This window comes from Pseudomonas sp. PSB11, assembly GCF_014596605.1.
Classification (GTDB): Bacteria; Pseudomonadota; Gammaproteobacteria; order Pseudomonadales; family Pseudomonadaceae; genus Aquipseudomonas; species Aquipseudomonas umsongensis.
The window spans coordinates 76,608-92,445 of record NZ_NOIO01000021.1; the positions used below are offsets into that span (position 1 = coordinate 76,608).

At 59.8% G+C, this 15,838-nt stretch carries 11 protein-coding genes; 3 read left to right on the top strand and 8 right to left on the bottom strand.

Annotated elements, in window-relative coordinates; genetic code table 11:
* Window positions 1-3 precede the first annotated feature (3 nt).
* The 7 genes from CGA21_RS21760 to CGA21_RS21790 form a co-directional block, all read right to left on the bottom strand.
* Entirely contained in the window at window positions 4-1,542 is a 1,539-nt protein-coding gene (locus tag CGA21_RS21760; RefSeq protein ID WP_188265007.1) for an AMP-binding protein, read from the bottom strand.
* A gap of 5 nt (window positions 1,543-1,547) precedes the next feature.
* Complete coding sequence (locus CGA21_RS21765) at window positions 1,548-2,048, bottom strand: (2Fe-2S)-binding protein (RefSeq protein ID WP_008060977.1); 501 nt, start codon at window positions 2,046-2,048, stop codon at window positions 1,548-1,550.
* A 1-nt stretch (window position 2,049) separates the two neighbouring features.
* Window positions 2,050-2,856: an FAD binding domain-containing protein gene (locus CGA21_RS21770; RefSeq protein ID WP_188265008.1), complete on the bottom strand. Its 807-nt coding sequence runs from the start codon at window positions 2,854-2,856 to the stop codon at window positions 2,050-2,052.
* Entirely contained in the window at window positions 2,853-5,849 is a 2,997-nt protein-coding gene (locus CGA21_RS21775) for a xanthine dehydrogenase family protein molybdopterin-binding subunit (protein WP_188265009.1), read from the bottom strand. Before CGA21_RS21775 ends, CGA21_RS21770 begins: the two co-directional genes overlap by 4 nt.
* 154 nt (window positions 5,850-6,003) lie before the next feature.
* Window positions 6,004-8,223: a putative bifunctional diguanylate cyclase/phosphodiesterase gene (locus tag CGA21_RS21780; protein WP_188265010.1), complete on the bottom strand. Its 2,220-nt coding sequence runs from the start codon at window positions 8,221-8,223 to the stop codon at window positions 6,004-6,006.
* Between the two features lie 204 nt (window positions 8,224-8,427).
* Window positions 8,428-8,826, bottom strand: coding sequence for a DUF5329 domain-containing protein (locus CGA21_RS21785; protein WP_188265011.1), 399 nt, complete (start codon window positions 8,824-8,826; stop codon window positions 8,428-8,430).
* Between the two features lie 55 nt (window positions 8,827-8,881).
* Window positions 8,882-10,456, bottom strand: coding sequence for a phospholipase D family protein (locus tag CGA21_RS21790; RefSeq protein WP_188265012.1), 1,575 nt, complete (start codon window positions 10,454-10,456; stop codon window positions 8,882-8,884).
* Between the two features lie 437 nt (window positions 10,457-10,893).
* Here CGA21_RS21790 and CGA21_RS21795 point away from each other — a divergent pair, with 437 nt between their 5' ends.
* Window positions 10,894-11,439, top strand: a complete 546-nt coding sequence (locus tag CGA21_RS21795; protein ID WP_188265013.1) for a cytochrome b — start codon at window positions 10,894-10,896, stop codon at window positions 11,437-11,439.
* A gap of 1 nt (window position 11,440) precedes the next feature.
* Here the strand turns inward: CGA21_RS21795 and CGA21_RS21800 are convergent, their stop codons facing one another.
* Window positions 11,441-13,723 (bottom strand): heavy metal translocating P-type ATPase, encoded by a 2,283-nt coding sequence (locus CGA21_RS21800; RefSeq protein ID WP_188265014.1) that lies wholly within the window; start codon window positions 13,721-13,723, stop codon window positions 11,441-11,443.
* 350 nt (window positions 13,724-14,073) lie between these two features.
* Between CGA21_RS21800 and CGA21_RS21805 the strand changes: the two genes are divergently transcribed.
* Window positions 14,074-14,616, top strand: a complete 543-nt coding sequence (locus CGA21_RS21805) for an Hsp20/alpha crystallin family protein (protein ID WP_110754569.1) — start codon at window positions 14,074-14,076, stop codon at window positions 14,614-14,616.
* 213 nt (window positions 14,617-14,829) lie between these two features.
* On the top strand, window positions 14,830-15,795 hold the full coding sequence (locus CGA21_RS21810; RefSeq protein ID WP_188265015.1) for a ribose-phosphate diphosphokinase: 966 nt from the start codon (window positions 14,830-14,832) through the stop codon (window positions 15,793-15,795).
* Window positions 15,796-15,838 lie beyond the last annotated feature (43 nt).

Below are 15,838 nucleotides of genomic sequence, written 5' to 3' on the forward strand. Positions count from 1 at the left end.
TGATTAGCTGATGGCCTTCAAGGCCTGTTCCTGGAATTGGGCCAGCAGCACGCGCCGCAGCACCTTGCCAACGGGAGATTTTGGAATCTGGTCGATGAACTGGTAACGCCGTGGCCGCTTGAATTTGGCCAGGCCCGAAGCAATGCAATGGGCATCGAGGTCGCACTCCGAGACTTCGGCGCGCAGCTTGATGAACGCGGCAATGATCTTGCCCCACTGCTCGTCGGGCAGGCCGACCACCACCACTTCTTCCACGGCCGGGTGCAGGGAGAGCATGTTTTCGATTTCCGCCGGGCTGACGTTTTCGCCGCCGGTGATGATCAAGTCATCGACCCGACCCGTGACGAACAGATCGCCCTCCAGATCGAAGTAGCCGATGTCACCAGTGAAATACCATCCGTCACGCAACGCCTTGGCGGTCGCTTCGGGGCGGTTGAGGTAGCCTTCGAATGCCTCGTCACTCGCCAGGTCGGCGATGATCTGGCCCTCCTCCAACGGATTGGCCTGCACGTCTGCCGTTTCTGCATCGAGCGGCACAACGCGCACTCGCTGGTTCATTGCACTGCGCCCTGACGAACCGGGTTTGCGGCTGGCTTGCTGGTCGATGGTGAAAGTGTAGATTTCCGAGCTGCCGTAATGATTGACGAACAATTGCGGCTGGAACGCCTCCTCGACGCGACGCATCAAGCCGTCGCTCATCGGCGCACCGGCAAAGCCGATTTTCTCCACACTGGCGACTCGCTCGCGGGCGAAGGCCGGGTGTTCGATGAGCATGTGGTAGAGCGTCGGCACCAGGTACAGGTTGCTGACCTTTTCCCGCTCGATGGCCTGCAGCGTGGCTTCCACATCGAACTTGGGCACACAGACGAAATGTCCGTCGATCAGCGCCATGGACAGCAACGAACGCACGCCCATCGTGTGATAAAGCGGCATGACTCCCAGCGTGCACTCGCTCTGGCGGTAAAGGTTTTGCGCTACGTGGGCAACCGCCGCGGCGCGTTCGCAACGGTGGCGACGCAGCACGCCCTTGGGCTTGCTGGTGGTGCCGGAGGTGTACAGCAGCAGTGAAAAGTCTTCGGCGTTGGCCTGCAGAATGATTGCCGCAGGCGCTTGCGAACACAGTTCCTCGAAACTCAGGTCGGAGTCGGCGGCACGCAGACCGGCGGCGATCCGTGGCAGCCTTGTGGCGGCGCTGCAACCGGCTACGGCGGCCACGGTCGCGTCGTCGTAGGCCAACGCGCGGATTTGCGCATCTTCGATGCAGTAGCCCAGTTCATCGGCAGTCGAACGCCAGTTCAACGGGGTCATGACGACGCCCGCAAACTGACAGGCCCAATGCAGGGTCGCCATTTGCCAGCGGTTCTGCATCGCTACCAGCATTCGGTCGCCGCGTTGCAGCCCCAGGCGTTGCAGGCCCCTGGCTGCGCTCTGGATATCGACGAACCAGTCTTCATAGGTTTTCTTCAATGCACCGTCACTGACCGCCACGGCGTGCGGTCGGCGTTCAACGGCTGCGAGGAAGCTGCGTCCGAGATCGAACATTTTTGTTATACCCCTTTGTTCGTTTGGCGCTGGGCGGCGACTTCGAGCACGGCCTGGACGATGCCGGTGTAGCCCGTGCAGCGACATAGATGCCCCGAAAGCATGTCGCGTACCTGGGTCTCGTCCGGGTTGGGTACCCGTTCGAGGAAATCCACGCAGGACATGAGAATGCCCGCAGTGCAAAAGCCGCACTGCAAGGCGTGATGACGGCGAAAAGCTTGTTGCAGGTCGCTCAGTGTGTCGTCGTCGGCCAAGGACTCGACGGTCTCGATACGCCGCTCGTGCCCCTGAACCGCGAGCATCAGGCAGGAACGCATGGCGACGCCGTCCACCAGCACCGTGCAGGCACCGCAGACACCGTGTTCGCATCCAACATGGACACCCGTGGCACCGAGGTCGTGGCGCAGGAAATCGCAGAGTTGGGTGCGCGGTTCAGCCAACGCTTCGCGGGAGCGGCCGTTGAGTTCCAGGCGAATCGGAAAGGTTTGGTCGGCAGTTACACGCATGTCAGGCTCCTTCGATCAGCTGATGACCCAGCTCGCGAATCAGTTGGCGGCGATAGGCAGCACTGGCCTGCACGTCGTCTTGTGCATCGAGCGACCAGGCGGTTTGATTGAGCGCATCGGGCAGTGCTGCACCACGTGGCAGACTGCGACGTTGCGGACGGTCGGCGACCCCACCGATGCCGAGTTCGACCTGGTCCGCGCCGATGGCCGCGGCCAGGGAAACAATGGCGAAGTCACCGTGGCGCATGGCGATTTCACGGAAGCGATAGGTGATGCCTTCGCGCTTGAGCGGAAAGCGCACCTCGACGACCAGTTCATCCGCACGCTTGTCGGTGGTGAGAATGCCCTGGAAGAAGTCGGCAGCCTTGACGATGCGCTTGCCTTTTTTCGACTCCAGGACGATCTCGCCGCCCAGCGTCACCAGGCACAGTGGCAACTCGGCGCTGGGGTCGGCATGAGCCACCGACCCACAGACGGTGCCGCGATTACGCGTCTGGAAGTGGCCGATCCAGGGCATCGCCAGCGCCAATAAAGGCACCTCTTCCATCAGGCTCGAACGCGCCAGCAACTGCGCCTGTCGCACCCCGGCACCGACAGCCAGGCAATCCTTGCGCAGCTCGATATAAGCCAGCTCATCCACATGATTGATATCGATCAGCAATTTGGGTTGAGCCAGGCGCATGTTCAGCACCGCCATCAGCGATTGGCCACCGGCGATGATGCGAGCTTCCTGGCCGTACTCGGCGAGCAACTCAACCACCTGACGCCGGGTGTCAGCCCGAACGTAATCGAAAGCAGCCGGTTTCATTGCGCACCTCCCTTGCCGAACAGCGCGCCGAGCGAGGCACGCAGCCGCGCCCACCAACCGGTGGAGATGGCTTGGCCGCTGACCCGTTGCGACAGGCGAGTAAATATTTGTCCGATGATCACTTTCGAGGCCCCTTGCAACATGCGGCCGCCGACGGCGGCGACTTTGCCGCTGACCGCCACCTGGTATTGGTATTCCAGACGTGTGTGGCCATTTTCCAGTTCGACGAAACGCACCTGGGCCTGGCCTTGGGCCGATCCCATGGAGCTGCTGCCGGATCCCGACAGACGCAACGAATGCGGCGGGTCCAGATCGCTCAGGGCCACCTTGGCCTCGAAGCGCGCGCGGATCATGCCGACGCCGACGGTGACGTCTGCGCGGTAACGGTTTTCGCCTTCGAGCACGAGGTCGTGGCAACCGGGAATGATCGCTGCCAGCGTCTGCGGGTCGAGCAAGGTATCGAACACCTGTTGCGGCGAGGCAGGAATCACCACCGAGTCGCTGGCCCGCAGTGCCGGTCCACCGGCGGCTGCGTCGAGGTTGTCATCGGCTTCCATACCGGCGGGCCGTGGCGGTTCGTCGATGCCAATGAGCGTGCGTACTTTCGATGGCGTCAGTGGCAGACGGATGTCCGAGCGACCGAGGGCGTCGGCCACCGCGTTGGCGATGCACACCGGCGTGCTCATATTGTTGCCCTCGCCGACACCCTTGGCGCCCAATGGGGTGAAGGGCGATGGCGTTTCCATGTGCAGGATCACCGGTTCAATCACTTCCGGTGCGGTCGGCACCAGATAATCGGCGAAGGTCCCGGAGAGGAAGCTGCCGTCCTCGCCATAGGCGAACTCTTCCATCAGCGCCGCGCCGAGGCCCTGGGTGAAGCCACCATGAATCTGGCCATCGACCAGTGCCGGGTTGAGCAGGCGGCCGGCGTCATGGCAGGTGACGTAGCGATCGATGTGGATCTCGCCGGTCATACGGTCGATTTCCAGGCCACAGATGTCGAAGACAAAGCCGTAGCACAGCGAGCTATTGACCTGGTCCTGGTCGTCCGGTGCCACCAGTTGCGGCGGGCTCCAGAAGGCGGTTTCGCGCAGGCCGCCGCTTTCACCTTCCGGCAGCAGGCCCGGCGACCAGTGGGTCGCACCGGCAATCCGATGGAATGGCGCCACCGCCCCGCCATTGACCACAAAAATCTTGCCACCGGCGAAACGAATATCTTCGGGGCTGGCCTGCAATTGCTCGGCGGCAATCGCGGCGAGGCGATCGCGGATCTTCAGCGCGGCCTTGTAGACGGCACCGGCCACAGCGCCGGCGAAGCGGCTGGAATAGTTGCCCGAGGCAATCGACCAGGCGTCCTTCTGGGTGTCCAGCTCGACGTTGACCACGATGGATTCCAGCGCCACCCCAAGCACTTCGGCGACGACCTGAGCGACAGTGGTTTGATGGCCCTGCCCCTGCGGCGCCGAGGACACGTGCACACTGACGTCACCCAACGGGCCGACGTTGATGGTGGCGGTGGCGACAGCGCCGTTTTTCGGACCGGCCTTGCGCCGCTCTTCGGGTGTCATCGCGGTAGTGATGTAGCCCATGTTGGAAATCGAGGGTTCGATCACGGCGGCATAACCAATGCCATAGATTCGGCCTTCGGCACGGGCCTGATCACGACGCTTGAGCAACTCGTCGAGTCCTCCGTCGGCCGCCGCCAAGGCAATGCCTGCCTGGTAATTGCCGGAGTCGAGCAATGCACCGGCCGCCGCGCGATAAGGGAAGGCATCGGCCGGCACCAGGTTACGGCGGATCACATCCAACGGATCGAGCTTCAACTGCACGGCGATGTGTTGCAACAGCCGCTCCAGGGCGAAATACACCTGCGGGCCACCGAAACCACGGTTCAGGCCGGAAGGGGTTTTGTTGGTCAACACCACTCGGTTGCGCACTTGCAAATTGCGGATCGCGTAAGCCCCCGTGAGGTTGCCGTGCATACGGTAGAAAGTCGCCGGTTCAGGCGCTCTCAGGTAGGCGCCACAATCGTCGATCTGGTCATAACGCAACGCGGTGATGCGGCCATCGGCTTCGACCGCGGCTTCAATTTCGGTCACCCGATTGGTCGCCGAAGAAGCCCCCTGGAGATGTTCCAGACGGTCCTCGACCCACTTCACCGGTGCACCGACCTTGCGTGACGCCAGCCCCATCATCACCACGTAAGGGAACACCCCTTGCTTGATGCCAAAGCTGCCGCCGGAATCTTTCGGCGTGCGCAAACGCAAGCGGTTGCCAGGCACATTCAGTGCCCGGGCCATGACCGTGTGCAACGCATAGGGACCCTGGAAATTGGCCAGCACGTCATAGATGCCAGTGGCGCGCTCGTACTGAGCCAGCACCACATAGCATTCAATGGGTGTGCAGGAACTGCGCGGAAACTTCACTTTGAGCGAGACCTTGTGCGGCGCCTGCTCGAACGCCTGTTCCGGCTCGCCATAGCGAAAGTGCCGTTCGTTGACCACGTTGCTGCCGACCGCTTCGTGCAGGATCGGCGCCTGTTCGGCGGTGGCCAGTTCAGGATCGATGATCGGCGACAGCCGCTCGTATTCAACGCGCACACCTTCGATGGCGTCCTCCGCCAGATAGCGGCTCTCAGCGATCACCACGGCCACCGGCTCTCCGACATAACGCACCTTGTCGACGGCGACGCACCAGTGCTCCATCGGCTGACGTACACCTACCGGGAAAGGCAGCGCCCAGCGTTTGACGTCTTCGCCGACCAGCACGCCGTGCACGCCTTTCATCAGCAGCGCTTTGGAGAAGTCCACCGAGGTGATCCGCGCATGAGCGTGGGGCGAACGGATGATCGCCGCATGCAGCGTACCCGGAGGGATGGCAGCGTCATCGGCATAACAGCCGAGGCCGCGCAACAATGCGGCGTCCTCGACCCGGGCCTGGCGGGCGCCGATGTGGCCGGTCTGGCTTTCGGTAGCAGGTTGGAAACTAGTCATTTTTTCGCGGCTCTTGTTGTTTTGCAGCGCGATAGCGTTAGAGCCGAGTGTGTGAGAAAGGCGCAGGGAGCGCCTTGCCTGGGGAGATGGAGTTCTGCGCCAGGGTCTGAAAATTTGCCTTAGCGTCTGATTTTAAGGATGGGGACCGGCCAGGCTAGCCGGTCAGGGATAGGCAAGCGGGATGACACAGGAACGCTTCGATTTCTGCACAGGGCATCGGTTTGGCAAAGTAATACCCCTGGAAGACATCGCACTGACTGCCCGTCAGGAAATCCACCTGGGACGCCGTTTCCACCCCTTCGGCGACCACCGTCAGGCTCAGGTGGTGTGCCATGGAGATAATGCCCTGAGTGATGGCGGCATCATGACGATCAGTGCTGATTTCCTGAATGAACGAGCGGTCGATCTTGATCTTGTCGATGGGCAAACGCTTGAGGTAACTGAGGCTGGAAAAACCGGTGCCGAAATCATCCAGGGCAATGCGCACCCCCAGCGCCTTGAGCCGATGCAACGTGTCGATCGCCTGTTCAGCGTTATGCAACAGAATCGACTCGGTGATCTCGAGCTCCAGCTGCTCACCCCCCAGGCCGTATTTCTCCAGGGCGGCTTGGACGCACTGGACGAAATTGCCACGCTGAAAATGCATCGGCGAAATATTCACCGCCATCGAAATGCCCGTGATGCCCTGCTCGCCTAGCTGGCGCAGCTGCGCGCAGGCCGTATCGAGCACCCAAAGGCTCAGCGGGATGATCTGGCCACTGTCCTCTGCCACCGGCACAAACACCGCCGGTGAGATAAATCCTTTGTCCGGATGCGCCCAGCGCAGCAACGCTTCGATCCCGACCACCCGTCCCGTGCGCGCGTCTATCTGCGGTTGATAATGCAGCTTGAACGACTGGGTTTCGATAGCCTTTTGCAGGTCATTGCGCAGGCTCGCGTGCTCGCAAACGCGCTGATTGAGATCGCTGGTGTACCACTGAAAGTTGTTGCGCCCTTGCTGCTTGGCCTTGTACATGGCCATGTCAGCCTGCTGGAGCAGCTGCATCGGCTGCTCGATGTGACCATCGCTCAGGGTGATGCCGACACTTGCACTCACGTGCAGGTCAATGCCCTGGATGCAGTAGGGTCTGGCAATGCTGGCCATCAATCGCTCGACCACCGGTACCACGTCCTCATCAAGCAGCAGGTCCGGCAGCAGCACGACAAACTCGTCACCGCCCATGCGCACGATGGTGTCACCGGGCCGAACCTGCCGGGTCATACGCTTCGCCACCTCAATCAGCACCTGATCGCCGAAGTAATGCCCGATCGAATCGTTGATGGATTTGAATCCATCCAGATCAATGCACATGACCGCCAGGCGACGCTTGCGTCGACGACTGATGTGACAATCAAGCATCAGCCGCTCTTCAAGAGATACACGGTTAAGCAATCCGGTCAGCCGGTCATGGCAGGCGTTGAAACTCAACTGGCGCTCGTAATGCTTCTGCTCGCTGATGTCCCGGGCTATGCCAAATACCCCGACGATCTCTCCGTTGACCATGATCGGCAGGTTGGAAATGTCCATGGTCAGCAAGTTATCGCTCTCGTCGAGAAGCCGTGCCTCGAAGCGTTGAGGCTCTCCGGCGCGAGCGGCGTAAAAATGCCGGCTGACCCGTTCCAGGTCTTCTTCGAGCAACAGGCGGGAAAAGTGATGACCGAGGAAATCGGTGGCGGTGTGCGGTTTCAGCTTCAGGCCTGCTGGATTCACACTCTGGATGTTGCCGGCCAGATCGAGGGCGAACACCGGGTTGGGGTTGTAGGTGAACAATGAGCGAAAACGCTGTTCGCTGGCCTCCAGCCGTTGGCCGTCACGCTCATGGCGGATCGCAATGACTGCCAGTTGGGCCGCGCAGGCCAGGCGTTGAATCTGCGCCTCATCCGGCGCGTGGGTCCGGTTCTGGTACATGGCAAATGTACCCAACACGCTACCTTGATGGGAGAGTAACGGCACCGACCAGCAGGAACGCAGGTTATGCCCCAGCGCCAGGCCGCGAAAACGCTCCCACTTCGGGTCCCGGGCGATATCTTCGGTGACCACCAGCTCGCGCCGGAACGCTGCGGTGCCGCAGGTGCCTTCCTGTGGACCAATGGCCATTCCATGAATCGCCTCGCTGTACTCGACCGGCAGGCCGGGCGCCGCGCCGCTCAGCAAGCGTTTGCCCTCGGCATCAGTGAGCAGGATGGAGCAGAAGGTTTCGGGGCTCTGTGCGTCCTGCATCTGGCAGATGGCGCTGAGTATTTCGCCCAGATGATGGTCGGTCGCAATCATACCGAGAATGTCAGTTTGCGACTCGGGGAAGGTCTTGCTGTGAGAACCAGGACGAGTATTCATGGTAGTTCCTGAAGACTCTCGAGGTCGTCCGGTCTTCAGAGAGCCTGAAACAGTGGGCGGCCGAGCACTGTCCACTAGTGCGTCGGACGCGCACTCTATAGAGCAGCGAGTCGCTAAAAAAAGACTCAGATACAACATAAAAAACCGTATCAGATGACCGCCGTCCTGATTACCATCCTGCGATCCTGTGCATTCCTTTGCGACTCAATGAAGTAGCCGTTGCCGCTGTAGTTCCCGCTTCAACCAGATGCTTGCCGGTTCTACACCTTGCGAACATCGAACCTCATAATTGCGTCCACTTATACTGCTTTTAGTGGCTGCAAGATCAATGAAGTCTTCTGCACTGTTCAACATGTTCTTGCCTTCGAGGTAATCCAGCTTCTTCTCCAGGTGCGCCCGAGCGCGGGGACCTGGGTATTCGCTTCCATTGCGCACAAACTGACACTCACTGCGTTCGACAAAATCCAGCAAGGCCTTTATCTCTCGACTGGTTTGAGGTGTGACTTGAGCCTGCACACCCGTGACGATTGCGACGAGGCTGATACCCGCAGCCATCATCAATTGGCTGATAAGCCGCGCCGTACCACCTACCCACATCCGCATGATTCATCCTGGTCACGAAAGTAAAATGAAGGGAGTGACCTCCAGTATTTTCTCGCTATAACATTTTCTCCAGCCCGATATTGCTGCTGAGCCAAGAACTGAAGCGTCGCCACCAACCCCCCGGCTCAGTGGTCAACGTATGTTGTTTGCCGTCATCCTCGGTGACCCAGACCAGCTGTGTCTTTTCCAGCAGGACATGATAACTGAGAGGTGGTGCCATGCCTTCCAGGGCCAGTTCGCGCACCCGTCCGGCGAGTTGCGGGTTATCCACCAACACCCCGACTTCGGTGTTCCACAATAATGAGCGCGAATCGAAGTTGTACGAACCGATGAAAGCTTTCTGCTGGTCGAAAATCATCGCTTTGCTGTGCAGGCTGGAATCGGAACTATTGGAGGATCCGTTGTGAAAAAGGTGTGGTCCGTTGTCGCTGTCGCCATTGTCGCCGGACTGGCGGCGTAATTCGAACAACTGCACACCATGCTTGAGCAAGGTTTTGCGATAAGGGGCATAGCCACCGTGCGCGGCAGGCACATCGGTGGCTTCCAGTGAATTAGTCAGCAAGCTGATCGACACGCCAGCGTCGGCACGACGGGTCAAGTACACCAACCCCGGTTGGCCGGGCACCATGTAGGCAGAAACCAATATCAGCTCCTTGGTGACCCCGTTAAGCTCAGGTGCCAACTGGGTGGTCAACAGCAAGTGCGGGGCGGGTTCGCCCTTCGACAAAACCTTGCTCGGTGCATCCCACATCGCCTGGTTCCAGGCCCAGATCAGCTCGCGGCGCCAGACAGGCAGGCGCGGGTGAGTGGTGTAGGTCATCAACTGCTGGTACAGAGCAGGATTCTGTTTACGCGTTTCCTCAAGGGATTCGTCCAGTCGGGTCCGGGTATTTTTCAGGTCCCTGGTTGTTGGCCGGATCGAGAGAAACTGCTCGATCGGCTTGCTCAGGGCACTGTTCCAGTACTGGTCAAAACTATGACCCAACTGTTCTGCAACTGGGCCGACACTGAGCATGTCGATGTCGGTGAAATTCTTGTTGGGCTCGGCATCGAAATACTCGTCCCCCAAATTGCGCCCTCCGACGATTGCCACGCTGTTGTCCACCACCCACAATTTATTGTGCATGCGCCGGTGTTGCTGCGACAGGTTCAACAGCCGGCCCATTGTTCGCGTCACGACAGTGCTGCGGCCCAAATGCAGTGGATTGAACACGCGGACCTGAATCTGCGGGTGGGCAGCCAGCGTCGCAATAATTCGTTCCAAGTCATCGCTGGTCGTGTCATCGAGCAGAATCCGCACGCGGACTCCCCGGTCGGCGGCGTCGAGCAGCTCGCTCACCAGTATCCGCGTAGTGATACCGTCGTGGACGATGTAATACTGCAAGTCGAGGCTGCTTTGAGCGTTACGGATCAGCTCGGCGCGGGCCGTGAAAGCCTCTGCACTATCGGATAGCAAGCGAAAGCCCGATTGGCCCTGATGAGGGGCTACCTGGGCCTGAATAGAACGACCGAATGCCGAATCCCTCGCAGGCAACGCCTGACTGGGTTCGTGAGGGACATCGAGTGTCGTGCAGCCACCCGATAGCAAGGCGAGTAACAGGAGAGCTGGCAGCGGCTGTTTGATTCTCACGGAGCGTACACCGGGTGCTGGCGATCAGGGATGCCGGATCCCGCAGAATGGACAGTGGGTATCCATCAGCCTTCGGGTCGTATCGACCTTGCACACTGTTTCTTCGATCTGCAGTGTTGTTTTTGGAGCGTAGTTCATCCGCTGGTAATTGAAGTATTTGCCCCAGGCGAAAAAGATCGCACCGACAGCAGTCGGTAAGTAAAAAAACTGATTGCCAAAGATTATGAAAATGACACCGCGACGCATTTTCGTACTCACTCTCTTCATTCAGAAGCTGGCGTCGAAGCCACAGCAGTGGTTAATCCGACGCTTGAGGCAATAGAGGAAAAAGGCAACGCCTTTTTTTGAACAGATTGGCCCATTGCTTCTTCAGATTGCCTTAAGGCTTGGCAGGCAGGGTACTGGCTCTTTCGAAGCATCCATCTGTCGAGGCCACCATGACACGCCACTCAACGCCACAGCACTACGGACAACTGTCGATCACCCTGCACTGGCTAATGCTGCTGTTGTTTGTCGGTGTCTACGCTTGTATCGAAATCAAGGGGCTGATGCCGCGCGGTGGCCATTTGAGGAGTTTGTTTCTGGGGCTGCATGGAGTGTTCGGCCTGAGCATCTTCGCCCTCGTCTGGGTTCGTCTGCTCGCACGCCGTCTTGCGCCGCGCCCGCCTATCGCACCGGCCTTGCCCGCCTGGCAAACCGGCATGTCACACTTGATGCATTCGATGCTGTACATACTGATGATCGCCACCCCCCTATTGGCCTGGCTGCTGCTATCGGCAGAAGGCAAACCGATGCCCTATTTCGGTTTTTTCCTGCCCTCGCCAATAGCGGTTGATCCGTCATTGGCCAAGCAGTTCAAGCACTGGCACGAACTGCTTGGGAGCACCGGTTATTGGTTGATCGGACTGCACGCGGCGACCGGGTTGATTCATCATTACTGGGTGGGTGACAACACGTTGACCCGCATCCTGCCCAGACGTTGATTCAGCGCCAATCCAGATAGCGAAACAGCTCTTCTTCCTGATCAAAATGCATTCGCACAAGCGTATCCAGCCGAATCAACTGGTGCTGAATCTCATCTGCCGATGCCGTTTCGGGGGCGGCACAGAAGTCACGGCTCATGCGCGCCAGCAGATGGATCAGGCGAAAGATCTCCCGGTGAGCATGGCTCATCGCTGACATGGGATCCTCGCCTGGCATGCTTTGCGTCAGTTGCGGATACAGTGTGTTTTCGTCTTCACGTTCATGGCGTGCCAGGGTTGTTTGCAGCTTGTTGACCAGCGCCTGCAAATCCGACTGTGCTTGTGCCAATGGACGCCGGGCAAAATCAATGGCCAGTTGATGCAGGTCGCTCAGTACTGAAGACAATGCCTTGTGCTCGTCCTGCAGGTGATCGATCTGTTGCGCTGCCAGCCTTTGTTGGCGCACCCCGCGCAGCGGCCCCAATGCACGCAAGGCGTTGATGATGATCGCCACATCGATGCCCTCTTGCACAACGGCACCGATAAGCGGCGGCAGATAACCCAGGGCCGCCACCACCATGGCCAGTAACGACATGCCCATGCCGACCAGCACACCCTGGCGGGCGATGTGACGGGTTTGGCGGGCAATGTCCAATGCCTCCACCAGACGATCGAGACGGTCTACCAGCAGCACCACACCCGCGGCTTGTGCAGAAGCCGTGGCACCACTGGCCCCCATGGCCACGCCGACGTTGGCCGCCGCCAACGCGGGGGCATCATTGATGCCATCGCCGACCATCAAGGTACTGGCGCGCAAACACCCTTCCTGCACCGCTCGCACTTTGTCCTCGGGGATCAGCCCTGCTCGCAGCTCGTCAATCCCGGCGGACAGCGCAACCATTTCGGCGGTTTCCAGGCGATCGCCAGTGAGCATGACGATCCTCTCTATGCCCCGGGCGCGCAGGCGGCGCAGGGTTTGTGGTGTTTCTCGACGCACGTTGTCCGAAAACACCAGCAGGCCGGCAAGTTCTCCATCCACGTCAATAAAGCTTCCACTGCACGCCAGGTAATCCATATGGCGCAACATGGCTGCACCCCAATCGGATGCAGGTGCGTCGGCATGAGCAAAAGACAACGTGCCGAAACGCACCCGCCTGCCATCGACCACCCCGCAAAGGCCGGCGCCCGGACTCTCATCCACCTGTCGGGGGATGCTCAGAGGCAATTGACGCTGGTGCGCGGCGTCGACAATGGCCTGGCAGATGGGGTGCGTCGAGGCCTGCGCCAGCGAAGCGGCCAGGCCAAGCAAACGCAAGGGGTCGGCAAGCCCATTGACCTCGATTGATTGCAGACGGGCATGGCCGCTGGTCAGTGTTCCGGTCTTGTCGAGAAACACCTGTTTGACACCGGCCAACGCCTCCAGGGTCGCGCCGTCCTTGATCAATATTCCGCGCCGCGCCGCCCTCGAAATACCTGACATGATCGAAATCGGTACCGCCAGTATCAACGGGCACGGCGTGGCTACCACCAATACCGCCAGCGCTCGCAAGGGATCGCCACTCAGTTGCCAGGCCGCTGCGGCAATCAGCAAGGTCAACGGGATGAAGAACAACGCATAACGGTCGGCCAAGCGCACGAATGGCGCGCGTGAACGTCGCGCCTCCTCGGCCAGCCGAACGATCCCGGCATAGGTGCTCTGTGCGGCCGTTCGCGTGGCGCTCAACAGGAGGGGTGCACCGACATTGGAAACACCACTGTGCAGTTGCTCGCCTGCGCGACGAGTGACGGGCAACGATTCGCCGCTGAGTGCCGATTCATCCAGTTCGGCGGTGGGGCTCAGCAGGCGCCCGTCGACCGGTACCACCTCCCCCAGGCGCACCAGCAATGTTTGATTGGGCTGGATCTGTTCTACGGGGATCTCGCGCAACCCGCCCGCCTCCTGCAACCAGGCAGAACGTGGCGCCCGGTCGATGAGGGCTCGAAGCTCACGTTCGGCGCGTTGGCTGGTAAAAAACTCCAGGGTACGTCCGCTTGCGAGCATCAAGGCAATCACCGCTGCCACCAATGTCTGCGCAAAGGCCAGGGCGGCGGTGATCGACAGCAACGCGATCATGTCTACACCGGCCTCGTGCCGGGCCAGACGCCTGACGATCTCGACCAACAGTACCAAGGCCATCACCACGCTTCCTGCGGCCCAGCACATCGACGCCCAGTCCGGTCTTTGCCAAAGGTGCGCAACACCCCCCGCCAGCAGCGTCAGGGCGCTGAGCAAGAGCAGCGCGGGATCCAGCCATTTACTGAACATGGAGGTGTTTTCCTCGAAGGGCGATTCACGTTATCGAAACAACAACGCCCGTGGCCCATTGAGGTAAAGCTTAGGTCTCGATTGTCTATCGCGTCCGTTCTGGTTGATGGGCAGAGGCCTTGGCCAGTGACGAGATGACAGCGGTATCGGAGCAAACCGTTTTTGCCCTCTTTCTGATTTATATCAAGCGACTTTTGGGCATTCCCATGGACATTAGAGTCAGCGTTCGCACCATCGCATGGGGTGAATGACGCTGGCTTTGGAAGGTCAGCGCCGGGTTGATTTTTTCAGGGCGGACGGGTGTACGGACTGTTTTGAGCCTGCCCTTTAACCAAGAGGAGTCGTGAAAAATGAGCAATTCCGTGAAAAAAATGCCGATCCAGACCGAAGACAAATCAAGCCAGCATCCAGCGACCTCAGACATTTGGCGGCCCCTGGAAAAACTGCGGCAACAGGTCGATCACCTGTTCGACGAGTTCAATCGCGGTTCTGGGCTATCGCCCTTCAGCCGTGGGTTGTTTGATGTCGAACCCTTCTGGCGGCGCGAACTGAGCGGCCATGGCCTGCCTGCCGTGGACATCACCGAGAAAGACAAGAGCTTCGAAATCACTGCCGAACTCCCCGGCATGGATCAAAAGAACATCGAGCTCAAACTGTCCAACGGCAACCTGATCATCAAGGGGGAAAAGAAAGAGGACAAGGAAGAGAAAAGTAAGGGCTATCATCTTAGCGAACGTCACTATGGTTCCTTCGAGCGCACGTTCAGCCTGCCCAAAGGGGTCGATGCCGAGAAGATCGAAGCGAGTTTCAGCAAAGGCGTGCTGAGCATCTCGTTGCCGAAAAAGCCCGAAGCCATGAAGGCCGACAAGGTCGTGCCGATCAAGGCCGATTGACCGCGCACCTGCCCCCTGCCGGGAAACCGGCCGGGGGGTTTGTTCTTCGGTCGCTTGACCACGACCCTTGTACGCCAGTGCATCAGGATTGGCGTAAGCTGAGCGTGAATACACCTTCATCCGGCGGTTGCCTCCGAGGTCACGGTACATGCGCTTTCTTTTCGAAGTTTCAGGTAAGACGCATGTCATATCCTGCCTCCAAGGAGCCACTGCATGCTGACCCTGCCCCCGCTTCTTTTTGCCCTCAAAGGCACTGAAACCTACGCCGGCCGCGTCGCTCAACGGCTTGGTTGCCAACTGGCACGCCACGAAGAGCGTGACTACGAAGACGGCGAACATAAATGCCGCCCGCTGGATCCGGTTGGCGGTCGTGACGTCGTGGTGTTCCATTCCTTGTATGGGGATGGCCAACACAGCGCAAACGATAAGCTGTGTCGCTTGCTGTTCTTCTGCGGTGCGCTCAAGGATGCCGACGCTCGTCATGTGCAAGTGGTGACGCCCTACTTGTGCTACGGGCGCAAGGATCGCCGCAACCAGCCTCAGGACCCGACCATAACGCGTTATGTAGCCGCCCTTATTGAAGCCAGTGGCGTGGATCGCCTGATCGCCCTGGACGTGCACAATCCGGCAGCGTTTGACAACGCTTTTCGCATTCCAACCAGGAACCTGCAGTGCACCGAATTGTTCGCCGGGCATTTCGCCGGGCTGGTCGGCGACGCCGAAGTGGTTGCGGTCTCCCCCGACTCAGGGGGTAGCAAGCGCGCCGAGCAGTTTCGACAAGCCCTGGAACGGCAACTGGGGCGTCCGGTTGGCAGTGCCCTGATGGAAAAGCACCGCGATCACGCCACGCTGACGGGCACTCTCTTGATCGGTGAAGTCTCAGGCAAGACAGCCATTGTTTTCGACGACCTGATCAGCACGGGTGAAACGCTGACGCATGCCGGCCTCGCCTGCCAAACGGCGGGTGCCGCCCGACTGTTCGCAGCCGCTACCCATGGTTTGTTTACCGCAGGCAGTCGGCTGTTCGACCGGCCTCTTTTTGAACACATTGCGATCGCTGACTCCGTGCCGCCGTTTCGCCTGCCGCCTGACTGTGCCACGCGTCACCTGCAGATACTCGACAGCACGGCCCTGACCGCCGCCTTGCTGGCGGAAAATGCTGCCTTTGATCCTGCCTGAGCATTCGCCCGCCCCACCAGGCGAGCGGAACCCCGAGACGACT